The sequence below is a fragment of the Komagataeibacter xylinus genome (assembly GCF_004302915.1).
Lineage (GTDB): Bacteria > Pseudomonadota > Alphaproteobacteria > Acetobacterales > Acetobacteraceae > Komagataeibacter > Komagataeibacter xylinus_C.
In genome coordinates this window covers 1-14,626 of record NZ_QQBI01000006.1, presented here as the reverse complement: position 1 = coordinate 14,626, position 14,626 = coordinate 1, and the positions used below count along the sequence as shown (strand labels likewise).

Annotated in this window: 20 protein-coding genes and 1 tRNA gene; 7 read left to right on the top strand and 14 right to left on the bottom strand. The window is 63.3% G+C overall.

The genetic code is table 11. The annotated features are described in order from the left end of the window. Positions 1-6: 6 nt before the first annotated feature. Entirely contained in the window at positions 7-1,665 is a 1,659-nt protein-coding gene (gene pgm, locus DV027_RS05540) for a phosphoglucomutase (alpha-D-glucose-1,6-bisphosphate-dependent) (RefSeq protein WP_130730913.1), read from the top strand. Positions 1,666-1,776: 111 nt separating this feature from the next. Here the strand turns inward: pgm and DV027_RS05535 are convergent, their stop codons facing one another. Next, positions 1,777-2,271 (bottom strand): YaiI/YqxD family protein, encoded by a 495-nt coding sequence (locus tag DV027_RS05535; RefSeq protein WP_130731030.1) that lies wholly within the window; start codon positions 2,269-2,271, stop codon positions 1,777-1,779. Positions 2,272-2,553: 282 nt separating this feature from the next. Continuing rightward, the gene (locus DV027_RS17420; RefSeq protein ID WP_165399115.1) at positions 2,554-2,952 is read right to left on the bottom strand and encodes a hypothetical protein; all 399 of its coding nucleotides are present in this window, start codon (positions 2,950-2,952) and stop codon (positions 2,554-2,556) included. On the opposite strand from DV027_RS17420, the gene DV027_RS17415 reads away from it, so the two are divergent. Together DV027_RS17415 and DV027_RS05525 are read left to right on the top strand one after the other, a co-directional pair. Further along, positions 2,952-3,098: a hypothetical protein gene (locus DV027_RS17415; RefSeq protein ID WP_165399117.1), complete on the top strand. Its 147-nt coding sequence runs from the start codon at positions 2,952-2,954 to the stop codon at positions 3,096-3,098. The two genes, DV027_RS17420 and DV027_RS17415, sit on opposite strands and share 1 nt — an antisense overlap. Positions 3,099-3,222: 124 nt before the next feature. Beyond that, a complete protein-coding gene (locus DV027_RS05525) occupies positions 3,223-3,573 on the top strand; it encodes a zinc ribbon domain-containing protein YjdM (RefSeq protein WP_130730911.1) in 351 nt (116 codons plus the stop codon). A 361-nt stretch (positions 3,574-3,934) separates the two neighbouring features. On the opposite strand, the gene DV027_RS05520 is transcribed toward DV027_RS05525, so the two are convergent. From DV027_RS05520 to ruvX, 3 genes are all read right to left on the bottom strand, one after another. Then, the gene (locus DV027_RS05520; protein ID WP_130730910.1) at positions 3,935-5,581 is read right to left on the bottom strand and encodes a dihydroxyacetone kinase subunit DhaK; all 1,647 of its coding nucleotides are present in this window, start codon (positions 5,579-5,581) and stop codon (positions 3,935-3,937) included. 126 nt (positions 5,582-5,707) lie between these two features. Then, positions 5,708-6,631 carry an MIP/aquaporin family protein gene (locus tag DV027_RS05515; RefSeq protein ID WP_130730909.1) on the bottom strand — a complete coding sequence of 308 codons (924 nt, stop codon included), beginning with the start codon at positions 6,629-6,631 and terminating at the stop codon, positions 5,708-5,710. A 165-nt stretch (positions 6,632-6,796) separates the two neighbouring features. Next, a complete protein-coding gene (gene ruvX, locus DV027_RS05510; protein WP_130730908.1) occupies positions 6,797-7,267 on the bottom strand; it encodes a Holliday junction resolvase RuvX in 471 nt (156 codons plus the stop codon). Between the two features lie 75 nt (positions 7,268-7,342). Here ruvX and gatC point away from each other — a divergent pair, with 75 nt between their 5' ends. The 4 genes from gatC (at position 7,343) to DV027_RS05490 (ending at position 10,753) form a co-directional block, all read left to right on the top strand. Further along, a complete protein-coding gene (gatC, locus tag DV027_RS05505) occupies positions 7,343-7,630 on the top strand; it encodes an Asp-tRNA(Asn)/Glu-tRNA(Gln) amidotransferase subunit GatC (RefSeq protein WP_078527604.1) in 288 nt (95 codons plus the stop codon). Position 7,631: 1 nt separating this feature from the next. Further along, positions 7,632-9,116 (top strand): Asp-tRNA(Asn)/Glu-tRNA(Gln) amidotransferase subunit GatA, encoded by a 1,485-nt coding sequence (gene gatA, locus DV027_RS05500; RefSeq protein ID WP_130730907.1) that lies wholly within the window; start codon positions 7,632-7,634, stop codon positions 9,114-9,116. After that, positions 9,113-10,561 carry an Asp-tRNA(Asn)/Glu-tRNA(Gln) amidotransferase subunit GatB gene (gatB, locus tag DV027_RS05495; RefSeq protein WP_130730906.1) on the top strand — a complete coding sequence of 483 codons (1,449 nt, stop codon included), beginning with the start codon at positions 9,113-9,115 and terminating at the stop codon, positions 10,559-10,561. Before gatA ends, gatB begins: the two co-directional genes overlap by 4 nt. A 99-nt stretch (positions 10,562-10,660) precedes the next feature. Beyond that, positions 10,661-10,753, top strand: a tRNA-Ser gene (locus tag DV027_RS05490). Between the two features lie 71 nt (positions 10,754-10,824). Here DV027_RS05490 and DV027_RS05485 read toward each other — a convergent pair. The 9 genes from DV027_RS05485 to DV027_RS05450 form a co-directional block, all read right to left on the bottom strand. After that, entirely contained in the window at positions 10,825-11,730 is a 906-nt protein-coding gene (locus tag DV027_RS05485) for a tyrosine-type recombinase/integrase (protein ID WP_242621744.1), read from the bottom strand. A gap of 68 nt (positions 11,731-11,798) precedes the next feature. Beyond that, the gene (locus DV027_RS05480) at positions 11,799-12,143 is read right to left on the bottom strand and encodes a helix-turn-helix domain-containing protein (RefSeq protein ID WP_207303423.1); all 345 of its coding nucleotides are present in this window, start codon (positions 12,141-12,143) and stop codon (positions 11,799-11,801) included. Beyond that, entirely contained in the window at positions 12,140-12,370 is a 231-nt protein-coding gene (locus DV027_RS05475; protein ID WP_130730905.1) for a hypothetical protein, read from the bottom strand. Before DV027_RS05475 ends, DV027_RS05480 begins: the two co-directional genes overlap by 4 nt. Then, a complete protein-coding gene (locus DV027_RS05470; protein WP_130730904.1) occupies positions 12,367-12,867 on the bottom strand; it encodes a hypothetical protein in 501 nt (166 codons plus the stop codon). Before DV027_RS05470 ends, DV027_RS05475 begins: the two co-directional genes overlap by 4 nt. Then, the gene (locus DV027_RS05465) at positions 12,864-13,325 is read right to left on the bottom strand and encodes a hypothetical protein (protein WP_242621743.1); all 462 of its coding nucleotides are present in this window, start codon (positions 13,323-13,325) and stop codon (positions 12,864-12,866) included. The genes DV027_RS05470 and DV027_RS05465 overlap by 4 nt, the downstream gene beginning before the upstream one ends. Then, positions 13,322-13,459 carry a hypothetical protein gene (locus DV027_RS17410; RefSeq protein ID WP_165399116.1) on the bottom strand — a complete coding sequence of 46 codons (138 nt, stop codon included), beginning with the start codon at positions 13,457-13,459 and terminating at the stop codon, positions 13,322-13,324. The genes DV027_RS05465 and DV027_RS17410 overlap by 4 nt, the downstream gene beginning before the upstream one ends. Beyond that, on the bottom strand, positions 13,456-14,034 hold the full coding sequence (locus DV027_RS05460; protein ID WP_130730903.1) for a chromosome partitioning protein: 579 nt from the start codon (positions 14,032-14,034) through the stop codon (positions 13,456-13,458). Before DV027_RS05460 ends, DV027_RS17410 begins: the two co-directional genes overlap by 4 nt. Next, positions 14,031-14,318, bottom strand: a complete 288-nt coding sequence (locus DV027_RS05455; RefSeq protein ID WP_130730902.1) for a hypothetical protein — start codon at positions 14,316-14,318, stop codon at positions 14,031-14,033. Before DV027_RS05455 ends, DV027_RS05460 begins: the two co-directional genes overlap by 4 nt. Continuing rightward, positions 14,315-14,512 carry a hypothetical protein gene (locus DV027_RS05450; RefSeq protein ID WP_242621742.1) on the bottom strand — a complete coding sequence of 66 codons (198 nt, stop codon included), beginning with the start codon at positions 14,510-14,512 and terminating at the stop codon, positions 14,315-14,317. Before DV027_RS05450 ends, DV027_RS05455 begins: the two co-directional genes overlap by 4 nt. Positions 14,513-14,626: the final 114 nt, after the last annotated feature.

Genomic DNA, 14,626 nt, shown 5'->3' with positions numbered 1-14,626 from the left:
CAGTCAATGCCCAGCGTAAGCCCTTTTGCCGGCAAGCCGGTCGATCCGGACCGTCTTGTCAATATCGATGCCCTGCTTGATGCCTATTATACCCGCAAGCCTGATCCCGCCATTGCAACGCAGCGGGTGGCGTTTGGCACCTCGGGGCACCGGGGCTCATCGCTGCATACCAGCTTCAATGAAAACCATATCCTCTCGATCAGCCAGGCCATTGCTGACTACCGCAAGAACGCGGGCATTACCGGGCCGCTGTTCATCGGCATCGACACGCATGCGCTCTCGCGCCCGGCGCTGAAATCAGCCCTTGAAGTCTTTGCCGCCAATGGCATTGAAGTGCGCATTGATGACAAGGACGGCTATACCCCGACCCCCGTCATCTCGCATGCCATCCTGACGTGCAACCGTGGCCGCAACAGCGACCTTGCCGATGGCGTGGTCATCACGCCCTCGCACAACCCGCCCGAGGATGGTGGCTTCAAATACAACCCGCCCCATGGCGGCCCGGCTGATACCGACATCACCAAGGTGATCGAGAACGCGGCGAACGACTACATGGCCAAGGGCATGAAGGGTGTTGCCCGTGTGCCGTACGAGCAGGCGCTCAAGGCCCCCACCACGAAGCGGCATGACTACATCAACCCGTATGTGGATGACCTTGCCGCCGTGGTGGACATGGACATCATCCGTGAATCCGGCATTTCCATCGGCATCGACCCGCTTGGCGGCGCGGCGGTGGATTACTGGCAGCCGATCATTGACAAATACGGCATCAACGCCACCATCGTGAGCAAGGAAGTCGACCCCACCTTCCGCTTCATGACCGCTGACTGGGATGGCCAGATCCGCATGGACTGCTCATCGCCCTACGCCATGGCGCGCCTTGTGCAGATGAAGGACCGCTTTGACATCGCCTTCGCCAACGATACCGATGCCGACCGCCATGGCATCGTGTCGGGCAAGTATGGGCTGATGAACCCCAACCATTACCTTGCCACCGCCATCGAGTTCCTGTTCAACAACCGCGCCAACTGGAACCCCGCAGCTGGTGTGGGCAAGACGGTGGTCAGCAGCAGCATGATTGACCGCGTGGCCAAGGAAATCGGCCGCAAGCTGGTGGAAGTGCCCGTTGGCTTCAAGTGGTTTGTCGATGGCCTGTATAACGGCACGCTCGGCTTTGGTGGTGAGGAAAGTGCTGGCGCGTCCTTCCTGCGCCGCGATGGCACGGTGTGGAGCACGGACAAGGACGGCATCATCCTTGGCCTGCTCGCCGCCGAGATCACGGCCCGCACCAAACAGACCCCCGGTGCGGCATACGAAGCCATGACCAAGCGCCTTGGCACGCCGTACTACGCCCGCATCGACGCGCCTGCCGATCCGGCGCAGAAGGCGATCCTGAAAAACCTCTCGCCCGAGCAGATCGGCATGAGCGAACTTGCCGGCGAGCCGATTGTCAGCACGCTGACCAACGCGCCGGGCAATGGCGCGGCCATTGGGGGCCTGAAGGTCTCGGCCAGGGATGGCTGGTTTGCCGCCCGCCCCTCCGGCACGGAAAATGTCTATAAAATCTATGCCGAGAGCTTCAAGAGCGAGGCTCACCTCAAGGCTATCCAGACCGAGGCGCAGGATGCGATCTCGGCCCTGTTTGCCAAGGCTGCGCAGAAGTAAGATCATGTAAAGGTTTTTGGGTGCCGCCTTTTTTCAAATAGGCGGCGTTCACAGCCTCGGTGCCGCCCGCTTCCCATGAAGCGGGCGGCTTTTTTTACGCGCCTGCCACAATCATGTTGTAGGTGGCACAACAGGCAGCGGCCGCCCGTGCCCTGCCGCGCGTTTGCGGGCCTTGACCACGGCGGTATCAAGTGCGGAAAGAAATGTGGAGCGGTCAGCGCGGGTAAAGCCGCGATTGCTCTGGGTTATGACGCCGGTATCACGCAGGTCGGTCATGAGGTTGCGCACGGCCAGCGCCATGCCGATGGCGTTATCATCAAGAATGCGGCCCTTGGGGTCGAGCACGCAGGCCCCGCGCGCGACACAGCGCGCGGCCAGCGGAATATCGGCTGATATGACAATGTCATGCGCAGCGGCATGCCCGGCAATCCAGTCATCAGCCACGTCCATGCCCTGTGTTACCACCACGCGCTCGATCAGGGGCGAGGCCGGCACGGCCAGCACGCTGTTCGAGACGACAAAGGTATGCAGCCCGTAGCGCAGTGCGACGCGATAGGTCTCGTCGCGCACCGGGCAGGCATCGGCATCAATGAAAATGCGGGTCATGGCATGCCCCCTGCCCTGTGGCGGGTGGAAGGGCGCATGGAACGGGCGGGGTTGTACGGCAGGGAGCATGACATGACCTTTTTCCTATGCCGTCGTGCGGGGCACTGGCAAGGTTATGTCCTGACGTGTTCTTAAAAACGTCCTGCTTTCGGACAGGCGGTGTCTTTTGAAGCTTTTTGAAAAAGCTTCACCAAAAACTTCTTTAATTGGTTTTTTAAACTTGGGCGGCGGGAAAAGAAAAAAATCGGTCCTGCATGCGCAACACCCGGCTGGCCTGTGCGATCAGTTCCATATCGTGAAGAGCGATGTGTGCGTTTTTACTACCGCTGGCGCCGATGATGCGTCAGTATGAAGCTGACAAGCCAAATGGAGGAGGCCGTTATGCGTTACCTCATCGACCATACACGCGAAGGCTTTGGCGTCGCGCTGTTGCTTGGCATGCTGGCTGTCGAGCGTTTTTTCCGCAAGCAGGCTGTCCGCTAGAACAGCCTCGAACAGACGGACAGGCACCGGATGGAATATCCTTCCTTCCAGCACCGCCATCGTTGCTGCATGCGCATGCGCGAGATGTGCGCCGCAGGCCTGCTGGCGCAGCGCTGCCCCGTTTTCATACGCAACCGTGGCGCGGTCCGGCGGTTTACCCCTCTTGAAAGCCAGAACAGCTGGAGAGGAGAAAACCAATGCGAAACCTTGCGCGGATGATGATGGCTGCGGCCGTCCTGACCTGCCTTGCCGGGTGCGACAAACCCAAGCCCGCCGGTGGTGGCTCCGATGATGGCGGTGGCCCCGGCGTGAGCACCCATGGCGGCACGGCGCCCCAGCAATAAGGGACGTGCCTCCCCTGCCCCTTCGGGGTTGGCTGCAACCACAAAATCACCCCTGCATGATCCATATCCTTCCTGTCGGGGCACGCATGCTTTATGGGCATGGGCCCAGACAGTAAGGATAATCATGGAAAACGACCTCAAATGCCCCGAATGCGGGTGCGAACATGTCTACCCCGATGGCAGCCTGTGGACCTGCCCGGAATGCGGGTGTGAATGGAACCCGAACGACAGGCCGGCAGGTGGTGCAGATGGCTCCGGCGAGATCCGCGATGCCAATGGCAACGTACTGGCCGATGGCGATAGTGTTACGGTGACCAAGGACCTCAAGATCAAGGGAGCCTCTTCCGTGATCAAGGGGGGTACCAAGGTGAAGGGCATCCGTCTGGTCGATGGCACGGACGGGCACAATATTGCCTGCAAGATCGCGGGTATCGGTGCAATAAACCTCAAATCCGAATTCGTCAGAAAAGCCTGATTGCTGGTTGGGGTGGCCATACGTCAGGATGGGCCACCCGCCCTGCCTGTTTTCCCGCCCGCATTGATGGCCCCCGCCGGGGCGGCACGGGGGATGGTTCTCACGCGCCTGCTGGCCTGCTCAAAGGATGGGATGCAGGCAATCTTTTTGTCATCTGCGGACCGTGTCATCCCACTCCGGCAAGTTCCAGGACGTGCTGCGCTCATGCAAAGCTGGGACTGGAACGACACGTTCGCTGCCCGCCAGAAAAGGCTTGCACCGCCGCCATCTGGGCCAATGGCATGGCCATCATGGCCCAGCGTCGCCCCTGCCCCGTAGCCCTGTGCGGGAAGGCCCCTCAAAGAGCGTCCCGCATGGTGTTTCAGCCAGCCGCCAGCCCTTCAAGCAGGCGGGCCACGGCCTCGGCGCCGGGGTCGGGCACGTTGCGCACATGCTCGCTGGGCACGTAGGCAGCGCGGCCCGCGCGGGCGCTGTCCATGGTGGTGGTGGCATCGGCGCCCTTGCGCGCGGCGAGGGCTGCCTGTTGCAGCGTGCCGGCATTGGCCAGCGCTTCCAGGGCGGGGTAAAGCGCATCGATCATGGTGCGGTCGCCCGGCCTGGCGCCGCCGCATTCCATCATATGGGCCAGCCCTTCGCGCAGGGCCTGCTGCCAGGGCTGCCTGCTGTGGCCTGCCGCCGAGAACATGATGGCAAACAGCACCCCGCTCGAGCCACCGGCATGCTGGGTCAGGATATTGCCGATGGTGGCCATGAGCTGGTGCGGGTCGTTCATGGGCAGGCGGTCGCGCACGGCGGTGATGTCACGCGCAGCGCTGGCGAAGGTGGAGCCCGCATCGCCATCGCCGATCTTGCCATCGAGTTCATTCAGCGCGGCCTCGTTGGCCACCAGCACTTCAGCGCCCCGCGCCAGCAGGCTGGCGACAGTCGGGTCATGGCTGGGCGTGAAGGGAAACGCCTCGGGCATGGCGGGCATGGGGGCCACGCTGGGGCTGCCGAATGTGGTGATGCCGGGCCATGCACGTGGCTGGGCGGGGGCCTGCAGGGCAGTGGTGATGGCCTCGTCAAGCTCGATGAGGGTGAGCGAGAAGCCGTTCATGTCCAGCGCCGTCATGAGGGGTGCCGGGCCGATCACGTGCGAGATGCGGCGGGCCAGTGGCGTGTGGCTGAAGGCTTCGAGCAGCAGCGCCATTTCCACCTCTGGCACGGTGCCAAGGTTGTTGAGCACGAGGGCGAAGCGGGTATTGCGCACGGTTGTGGGCAGGCTGGCCTCCAGCGTGCGGGCGGCCAGTGCCATCAGGTCATTGGCGGCCGCCAAGGCAATGCGCTGTGCGCCCGGCTCGCCATGAATGCCAAGGCCAAGCTCGGCCTGCTCGGCAGCCAGGCGGCTGGCGCGGGCGGGCTCATAGGGGTTGCAGTCCTCCAGCGCCAGGCCGATGGTGCGCATGCGCTTGGTGCCGTCGCGCACGAATTCGGTCACATGCTCCAGGGACCAGCCCTGTGCCGCGCCATAGCCCGCCAGCTTGTGCGCCAGCACCGTGCCTGCCACGCCGCGCGGGGTGGTTGAATCCGGCAGGGCGATGTCATCGCCCACGGTCACCATTTCCACCTTCTTGCCCAATGCGCGGGCGCGCTCGGCGGCGAGGCCAAAGTTCAGCCGGTCGCCCGTGTAGTTCTTGACCACCAGCAGGCAGCCTGCCTCCCCCGTCGTGGCCAGGATCGCGGCCAGGATCGCGGCCAGGATCGCATCAACGCAGGGAGAGGCGAACAGCGCGCCACACACCGCCGCGGTCAGCATGCCATGCCCGACAAAGCCCGCATGCGCAGGCTCATGCCCCGACCCGCCACCCGAAATGACCGAAACCTCACGGCGGTCGATCTCGCGGCGCATGATCACGCAGGTATCGGGGTAGCCATCCAGGCGGCACAGGTGATGGCCCGCGCTTGAGCGCAGGAACCCGTCCAGCGCTTCGGTGACAACGGTTTCGCGCGTGTTGAAAAAACGCTTCATTCTTATGCACTCTCCCTTGGCAGCCCATGGCAGGCATGGCGGCGCGGCACTATGGCCGCTAATCCCCCCGTAGCAAAATAACGGAATATGTCACGTGTGGGTTGCGCCTTGCGCGGGCCTGCGGGTTCAGGCTGGCCCCGCGCCGGGGGGCACATGGTCGGGATCATCGGGGTGGTTGAGCTTGCGGTGCGGGTCATCGAGCCCTGGCACGCGGCCATGATGGCCAAAATTGACCAGTCGTGCCTCAAGCAGGTGCAGCTTGCCCAAAAGGTTCATGCGGATGGCCATGACCGCAAGCGACGCCCCGGCGAAGGGCCCCACCACGTAAACCCACAGCCCCGACCATTGCCCGGCAAACAGCGCCGGGGCCAGCGTGCGCGCAAAATTGACGCTGTTGCCCGACAGCCATGCCGTAACCGGGTTGAGCACGAGAAAGAACAGCCCCCCCGACCAGGGGGTGATGAACTTCCACCGCGGATGGGCGGCCAGCCAGTACAGCATGGCGATCAGCGCCGCGGTCACGAACATTTCCGACCACATGGCCCACCAGATTGAAATCTGGCCATAGGGCACGGTCGCGCCATAATGCACCGCCACGGCCATGTTGCCCCACCAGGCGATCAGCCTGCCCGCTTCATACACCACCGCCGTGCCGATAAACGCGCCGATCACCTGTGCGATCATGTAGTTGAGCGCATCAACCCCGCCGATGCGCCTGGCCAGCGAGAACGCCAGCGTAACGGAAGGGTTGATATGCGCCCCGCTGACCTTGCCGAACGGCGTCATGGCCGCCGCCGTGCCCGACAGGCCAAAGCACAGCCCACACAGCGCGGTCTGGATATAGGGATGGTGCATGAGCACCGCGCCGAGCGGGCTGGCGGGCGCGCTGAGCAGGATGACGGCACTCAGGCCAAGGATCATGAGGATGGCGGTGGCGATCGCCTCGCAGAAATACAGCTTCCAGTGAAACAGGTTGTGCGGGTGCGGGTCGCCTGCCAGCGGGCGGTCATGCACATGGATATGAAGGTACGGCAGGTGTGGCAGGCGCATGGCCGGGCATCCTTGTTTATGCAACATGGGTCCGGCGAAAGAAGCGTTTGGGAGGGGTCACGTCCCGGTGCGCGCCGGTGGTGGAGGCCAGCATAGCAGCCCCCGCACCGGTGGGGTCCGGTTTTGGCACAATCCAGTCATGCCATCACGAATTCGAAAGTGCCCCTACCCTTGCGGCACCGACGCATCAAGGGCGGCCTGCAGGATGTAGGCCGCCGCCATCTGGTCCACCACCTCGCCCCGGCGCTGGCGCGTCATGTCGGCCTCGGCAATGAGGAAGCGGTTCACGGCGGAGGAGGAAAGCCGCTCATCCCACATCGCCGCAGGCAGGCCGGTCATGTCGGACAGGTTCAGCGTCCAGTCCCGCGCGGCTTGGGCTGCGGGGCCAAAGCTGCCATCAAGCGAAAGCGGCAGGCCCACCACCAGGCCGCCCACATCCTGCGTGCGGGCGATCTTGCTGATTTCAGCCGCGTTGACTGACAGTTTTCCACGCCTGAGCCCCATATGCGGGGAGGCGAGCATCAGGCCCACGTCAGACAGGGCGATGCCGATCGTCTTTTTGCCGGGGTCAAGGCCAAGCAGGCGCTGGTCGCGGCGCAGGCCTGCACGGAGATCGGATATGTTGAACAGGGGCATGGTCGGGGGTATGTTCCTCAGCGGTCCTGCGCCGCAGGATATTCTGCCCCTGTTCTGATGGAAAGTTATTGCTTCATGTCGCTTGATCCCGCGACCGTCCGCCGCATTGCCAGACTGGCACGGATTGGTATTGACGAGTCTGATGTTCCCGCCCTGCAAGGGGAGCTTAACGGGATCCTCGGCTGGGTCGAGCAGTTGAACGAGGTCGATGTCGAGGGGGTAACCCCCATGGTCGGCACGGGCCATGCCGCCCTGCGCACGCGGCCGGACGTGGTGACCGATGGCAACTGCCGTGATGCCGTGCTGTCCAACGCGCCCGATGGCGTTGGCCCCTTCTATACCGTGCCCAAGGTTGTTGAATAAGATGAGCCTGACCGAACTGACAATTGCCGATGCCGCCAGTGGCCTGCGCGCGCGCAAATTCAGCGCCGTGGAACTGGTGCGCGCGCATACCGACGCCATCGCCGCCCTCAACCCGCGCCTGAACGCCTATATCACCACCACCGCCGATGAAGCACTCAAGGCGGCGCAGCAGGCGGATGACGTGCTGGCCAAAGGCGAGGCCCGTGCGCTGACCGGCATCCCGCTGGGCATCAAGGACCTGTTCTGCACCAATGGCGTGCGGACCACGGCGGCGAGCAATATCCTCAAGAACTTCGTACCCCCCTATGAAAGCACGGTCACGGCCAACCTGCTGCGCGATGGCGCGGTGTTCGTGGGCAAGACCAACCTTGATGAATTCGCCATGGGGTCGGCCAACATCACCTCCGCCTTCGGCCCGGTTGAAAACCCGTGGAAGCGCAATGGCGATGATGCGGCGCTGGTGCCCGGTGGCTCATCGGGCGGGTCGGCCGCGGCTGTTGCCGCAGGGCTGGCCATGGGGGCTACCGGCACCGATACCGGCGGGTCCATCCGCCAGCCGGCCGCCTATTGCGGCATTGTGGGGCTCAAGCCCACCTATGGAAGGTGCAGCCGGTTTGGCACCATTGCCTATGCCTCGTCGCTCGATCAGGCAGGCCCCATGGCGCGCAGCGTGCGCGACTGCGCCATCATGCTCCAGTCCATGGCCGGTTTTGACGAGCGTGACAGCACCAGCGTCAATTGCGACGTGCCGGATTATTCCGCCGCCATAGGTCGCAGCCTCAAGGGGCTGAAGGTGGGCATTCCCGCCGAATACCGCGCCGAGGGCCTCTCCGCCGAGATCGCGGCGGCGTGGCAGCAGGGCATCGAATGGCTCAAGGCGGCAGGCTGCGAGATTGTGGATGTGTCGCTGCCCCACACGAAATACGGCCTTGCCACCTATTATATTGTGGCCCCGGCTGAATGCTCGTCCAACCTCGCCCGCTACGATGGCCTGCGCTTTGGCGAGCGCGTGCCGGGTGATACGCTCGATGCCATGTACGAAGCCACCCGCCGCGCGGGTTTCGGCCCAGAAGTGCGTCGCCGCATCATGATGGGCACCTACGTGCTCTCGGCTGGCTATTACGATGCCTATTACCTGAAGGCCCAGAAGGTGCGCACCCTCATCCGCCGCGACTTTACCGAGGCGTTCGGAAAGGTGGATGTGCTGCTCACCCCCACAGCACCCACCCCTGCCTTCGCGCAGGGTGAACAGAGTGATGATCCGGTCCAGATGTACCTGAACGATATTTTCACCGTGCCTGCCTCCATGGCTGGCATGCCTGCCATGTCCGTACCCGTGGGGCTGGGTGCTACCGGCCTGCCGCTGGGCCTGCAGCTTATCGGTCGCCCGTTTGACGAGGAAACCCTGCTGGCCACCGGCAATGCTTTGGAAAGTGCCGCAGGCTTCACCCACCGTCCTGCCATCCGTGCGGAGGCCGCGAAATGACCTACACGATCGAAGGCAAGACCGGCGCGTGGGAAATCGTGGTGGGCCTTGAGGTCCATGCGCAGGTCATCAGCCATTCCAAGCTGTTTTCCGGTGCGTCGGCATCCTATGGCGGTGAGCCGAACACGCATGTGAGCCTGGTCGATGCGGGCTTTCCGGGTATGCTGCCGGTGCTGAACCAGGAATGTGTGGCCCAGGCCATCCGCACGGGGCTCGGCCTGCGCGCGCGTATCAATCTGGAAAGCCGGTTCGACCGCAAGAACTACTTCTATGCCGACCTGCCCACGGGCTACCAGATCAGCCAGTTCACCCATCCGATTGTGGGTGAAGGCACGGTCGAGATCGAACTGGCCGATGGCACCGTGCGCCATATCGGCATCACGCGCCTGCATATGGAGCAGGATGCGGGCAAGTCCATGCACGACCAGGACCCTGCCCGCTCCTTCATCGACCTCAACCGCGCTGGCGTGGCGCTGATGGAGATCGTGAGCGAGCCCGACATCCGCTGCCCCGAGGAGGCTGGTGCCTACCTGCGCAAGCTGCGCCAGATCCTGCGTTACCTGGGCACGTGCGATGGCAACATGGAGGAAGGCTCCATGCGTGCCGATGTGAACGTGTCGGTGCGCAAGGCGGGCGAACCGTTCCGTACGCGCTGCGAGATCAAGAACGTCAACTCGATCCGCTATGTCATGCACGCCATCGAGGTCGAGGCCACGCGCCAGATCGAGGTATGGGAAGATGGCGGCGAAGTGGATCAGGAAACCCGCCTGTTCGACCCCTCGCGCAACGAGACCCGCTCGCTGCGCAGCAAGGAAGACGCGCATGATTACCGCTACTTCCCCGACCCTGACCTGTTGCCGCTGGTTGTGGAACAGGAATGGGTGGACGCGCTTGAGCGTGGCCTGCCGGAGTTGCCGGATGACAAGCGCGACCGCTTCGTCAAGGAATATGGCATTCCTCGCTACGACGCCAGCGTGCTGGTGGCCGAGCAGGCCATTGCCGATTATTACGAGGAAGTGGCCAAGGGCCGTGATGCCCGCCTTGCTGCCAACTGGGTAACGGGTGACCTGTTTGGTGCGCTCAACCGCACCGGCCGCACCATTACCGACAGCCCGATCTCGGCTGCGGCACTGGGGGGCATGCTGGATCTGGTGTCCGACAAGACCATCAATGGCAAGATCGCCAAGGAGGTGTTCGAGGACATGCTCGAGACTGGCGACAGCGCGGCTGCCATTGTGGAGCGCAAGGGCCTGAAGCAGGTGACCGACACTGGCGCGATTGACGCCGCTGTAGCCGATGTCATGGCCCGTAACGCCGACAAGGTGGAAGAATACCGTGGTGGCAAGGACCGGCTGTTCGGCTTTTTTGTGGGCCAGGTGATGAAAGCCATGGCTGGCAAGGCCAATCCGGCCATGGTGAACGAAGCCCTGAAAAAAGTTCTGTAAAAACGGGCTTTAACGTATTTTAGGGCTATGCAGGGTTGCGACAACACGCTAGAAGCAGCCCTGCAAACGCCGTGTTACTTATAATGCGCGCTCTTCGGCGGAGGGGTGGCCGAGTGGCTGAAGGCGGCGGTTTGCTAAACCGTTATACGATGTCAAGTCGTATCGAGGGTTCGAATCCCTTCCCCTCCGCCAGAACTTCTTGTAAATAAACGAGAAATAGCCAAGCGCCCCACGGGGCGCTTTGGTCGTTTCTGGACGGTTTTTCAGGCCACTGTGGGGGATTTTGTGGGGACCCCTTCAAAAATCTGCTCCGCTTGGAACTGGACCCGCTCCTGCTCTTCCACGGTCAGGAAGCCCAGATAGTTCTGTTCGGTCACCTTCACGGAACTGTGTCCAAGGTGGCGGGACAGGCGATAGATATTCCCTCCTTCCTTCAGCCAGCGCACAGCGAAGGCATGCCGCAGGTCATGCACCCCAAAGCGCCGGAACAGCGGGTTGTCACGCTGGATGCGCCGCATGATCTGGGCATGGTTGGATGAGAAATTGGCGAACGGCTTGCCTGTGGTGCCGCTCGTGTAGAGAAAGCCCGTGGCCGCCCCCTGCTCCAGCGCCTGGGTGGCATTGCCGCCGGGCGTATGCCAGCTGATGGTGCGTGGCCTGCTGGTCTTGGTTTTGGTGAGCAGGATCTGGCGCTTGGGGCTGTCCACCTGCCAGCGCTCGAGCATCACGGCCTCATTCATCCGCATGCCGGTCTCGGCCAGCAGGGTCAGGATGCCCGCGATGCCGGGCGGGGCCGCATCGATGGCCGTCTGGATTTCCCGGCGCGTGGGCGGCCGCTTTGGCTCGCGCCGCTCACGGATGATCGTGCGGTCGAAAGCCTGGACCGGATTGTCGGTGCGCCAGCCGATCGAGCAGCAGAAGCTCAGCAGGCGCGAAAGGGCGGTCAGGTCACGCTGGATGGAGGCGTTGGAAATCTGCTTCCCCTCCCCGTGCAGCCTGACCGAGCCGATGCGCTTGCGGTCGCTGATCCAGTCGGCAATGTCGCGCGTGGTGATGGAAGCCACTAGCAGGGAGCCGAAGCGCTCGTCAAACCGGCGGATGCTGGACAGGTAGCGCGTACGGACTGAGTCCTTCACGCCGTCTAGTCCCTCGGTCGACCAGCGCACCACGGCGGCCTTCCATGATTCCTCGCCCGGTACGTCCAGGGCGGAGCGCTCGAGGCGCAGGCGCAGGGCCTTTATCCGCTTTTCCGCTTCCCGCGCATCAGTTGTGCATAGGCTGTGTCGGTATCGTTCACCTCGAACGACGATTTCCGCCCACCATGTATCGCCGCGTAGGAAGCAGTTCTTCGGTTTTTTGGTCGGCTGTCTACGCGGTGGCTTTGGCAATTAAGGGCCTCCTGTTCAATGATCCATGCCTCGATGCGGGCGGGGCTGAATGTCCAGCGGCGGCCAATCTTGGCGGCCGGGATTTCCCCGCGCTGGGCCAGTGCGAGGATGGTGCGGCGGGGTACGCCGGTGCGTTCGGCGATGGCGTGCGCGTCAACGCGCTTTTCCATTGCGTGTGCTGGGGCTGCGGTCATTCGTTGTCCCTGCCCTCCTTCGGCCAGGCCATCGTGCCGCGTGCGCGGATGAGCTTGCGGCCGCCCTCGGTCACCAGCGGGCCACGGAATACGATGCAGCACGGGCCATCATCCTCGCGCACGATGCCCACATATTCGCCCCGGCCGTTGCCGTGGATCTCGATGCTGTAGATCTCGCGCCCGAACTCGAGGCCCTGCAGGATCGGATGACTGGTGAGGTCGCTCAAACCCGTCCCTCCCCATTCAGGGCTACATCGGCCAAGTGCATGGTCCGTATACCGGCAGCGACCATACTGTTGGCTGGTGTCGGTCCCTCGGCTGCCTGCAGGCAGGTTGCGCGGATATTGGCCAGACAGCTTTTGAGCTGCGTGATCTTCATGTTCAGCGCATTAATCTGCGCCTCCATGTCGGTGCGGCGAACAAGGGCAACGTCATCTGGCGCGGTAGAGGTAGGTGTTGCACCTGCAGATGCATATGCAGCGCTCGGATTGATCCGCTGATCGCGCAAAAATGCGATACGGCCGGGAGTGATCCAGCATGCCGTCTCCACATCTGCGCACGGCTGGATGGGCGTGGCGATGGCAGCCATATAGGCGTGAAACTCCGTAAAGGTGATATCACTGCCATAGAGATCCATTACCGTCGCCTGAGCATGGTGCTCCTGCTGCGGGGTCAACCGTCCTGGAAGCAGATACATCGGTGCTTCTATCTTCGTCTCGGTCATGACTGCTCCTGTGCCAGCGCGCGCAGCTGCTGCGACACGGTTGCCCGGTCAGCGTGCTGCTGCTGGGCAAAGCGGAAGGTGTTGGTGAGGCCGGTGCCGGGGGCTTCCTCCAGGCACCAGCGTTCGTGAATGCGAGCGGCGCTGGTGGCTGTCATCAGGATCAGGCGGCAGGGCTCAGGCCAGATGAGGTCGGGCGGCACGTCGTCGGATCTGATCTTGCCGCTGGCGAACAGCAGGTCACCGCGCCCGTCCTCGCGCAGTTGCTCCATCACAACCCGGGTCCAGGTCGTGGAGATACTGATGCGGACATCCTCGGCAGGAACGTGGGCAACCATGCGCTCCCATGCCTTGGGGCGGCGTGGCAGCAGGTCCAGCGGGTTTTCCTGCGGTGCCACTGCGGGCGGCGCGGTGATGCCTGCAAGGTAGTCGACAAGATCGAGCTGGCGGGTTTCCATCATGGCAGCGCCTCCAGCACGATCAGGGCAACGCCGCCCCACACCACGCAGCACAGCAGCGTGCAGGCCATGACTTCCGGCATGGTGGGCAGATGATCGCGGATGCGGTCGACCTGGTCAGCGGGGATCTGGATCATGCTTCCTCTCCTACGCGGAAAGGCGCGCGGGGCGGCCCGGGTGCATGGAAGACAACGGGCTGCCAGTCGGGCAGCTTGCCAACCAGCCATTCGCGCAGTTCACCCACTTTGGTGGGCATGTCGGCGCGTTTCGCGACCAGAAGAGAGAGGGCGCGCAACTGATCGCCCGACATTTCCCCCAGTATTTCCGCCGTATCGAGGCGGGGCATGCTGTAGTCGGCATCCATGAGGGCGCCAATCCACTCTGCCCGGTCATAATGGCCGCTCGAATACGTGATGCCGTTGCGCCTGTGTTCAGGCGTGACATGAACCTCGCGCGCCAGAACCTCGCAGGCCAGCTGCACCAGCTGGGTTTCGGGCGGGATGGTGATGTCCCCTTCCCTGTTCACCAGTTGCGCCACCACATCGGCCATGAGCCCGTGGCCTGCAGTGACCTGAATCAGCAGCGCGGTCAGGACCGCATCGATGGTGGGCGGCTTTTCCTGATCACGCAGGGCGTCGTGCAGGGCGCGGGTACGGATCTTGGCCAGCATTTCCTGCCCGCGCCTGGTCAGCTTGATCGGGGCTTCGGTCACGACTGCACCCTCCCCGCCTGTGCCTTGCGGTACAGGTCGGCCTCGATCTCGGGGCCTTCGGCCATGAACGGGGCCATGATGAGCCGCTCGAGGTCCTCGAGGCGGGCATCGGCAATGCGGGCGGTGTAACGGGCTGCCTGCAGGCTGCCCTGATGCCTGTAGGTTTCGGCAGCCATAAAATTGGTGTGGAACTGCTGATAGACATTGATGGCTGCGCTCTGGTCCGTATCGGACAGCAGGCCGACCAGATGACCAGGCGGAATGGGCGTGAAGTCCTGCGTCATGCCACACCTCGCCCGGTGCTGGTCAGGTGGCGGGACACATGGCGGCGGGCGATGCGGGCGAGCTCCGCTTCCTCTGCATCCATCTGCCGGTTGAGTTCGGCCGTGGCGGCGCGCAGGGCGCGGCGTTCGGACATGAGCAGGGCAATGCCTGCGCCCTGGCGCGGCAGGGCATTCAGCACGGCGCTTTCGGCCATCTGGCGTCGGACGATTATGTCCTGCAGGGCATCAGGAGTGACGTGCCCCCCTTTTTGTATCCACTCAAAAGGAGAGTTCCCGTTTTTTATGGCTTGGGGTTGGTGGGATGACAA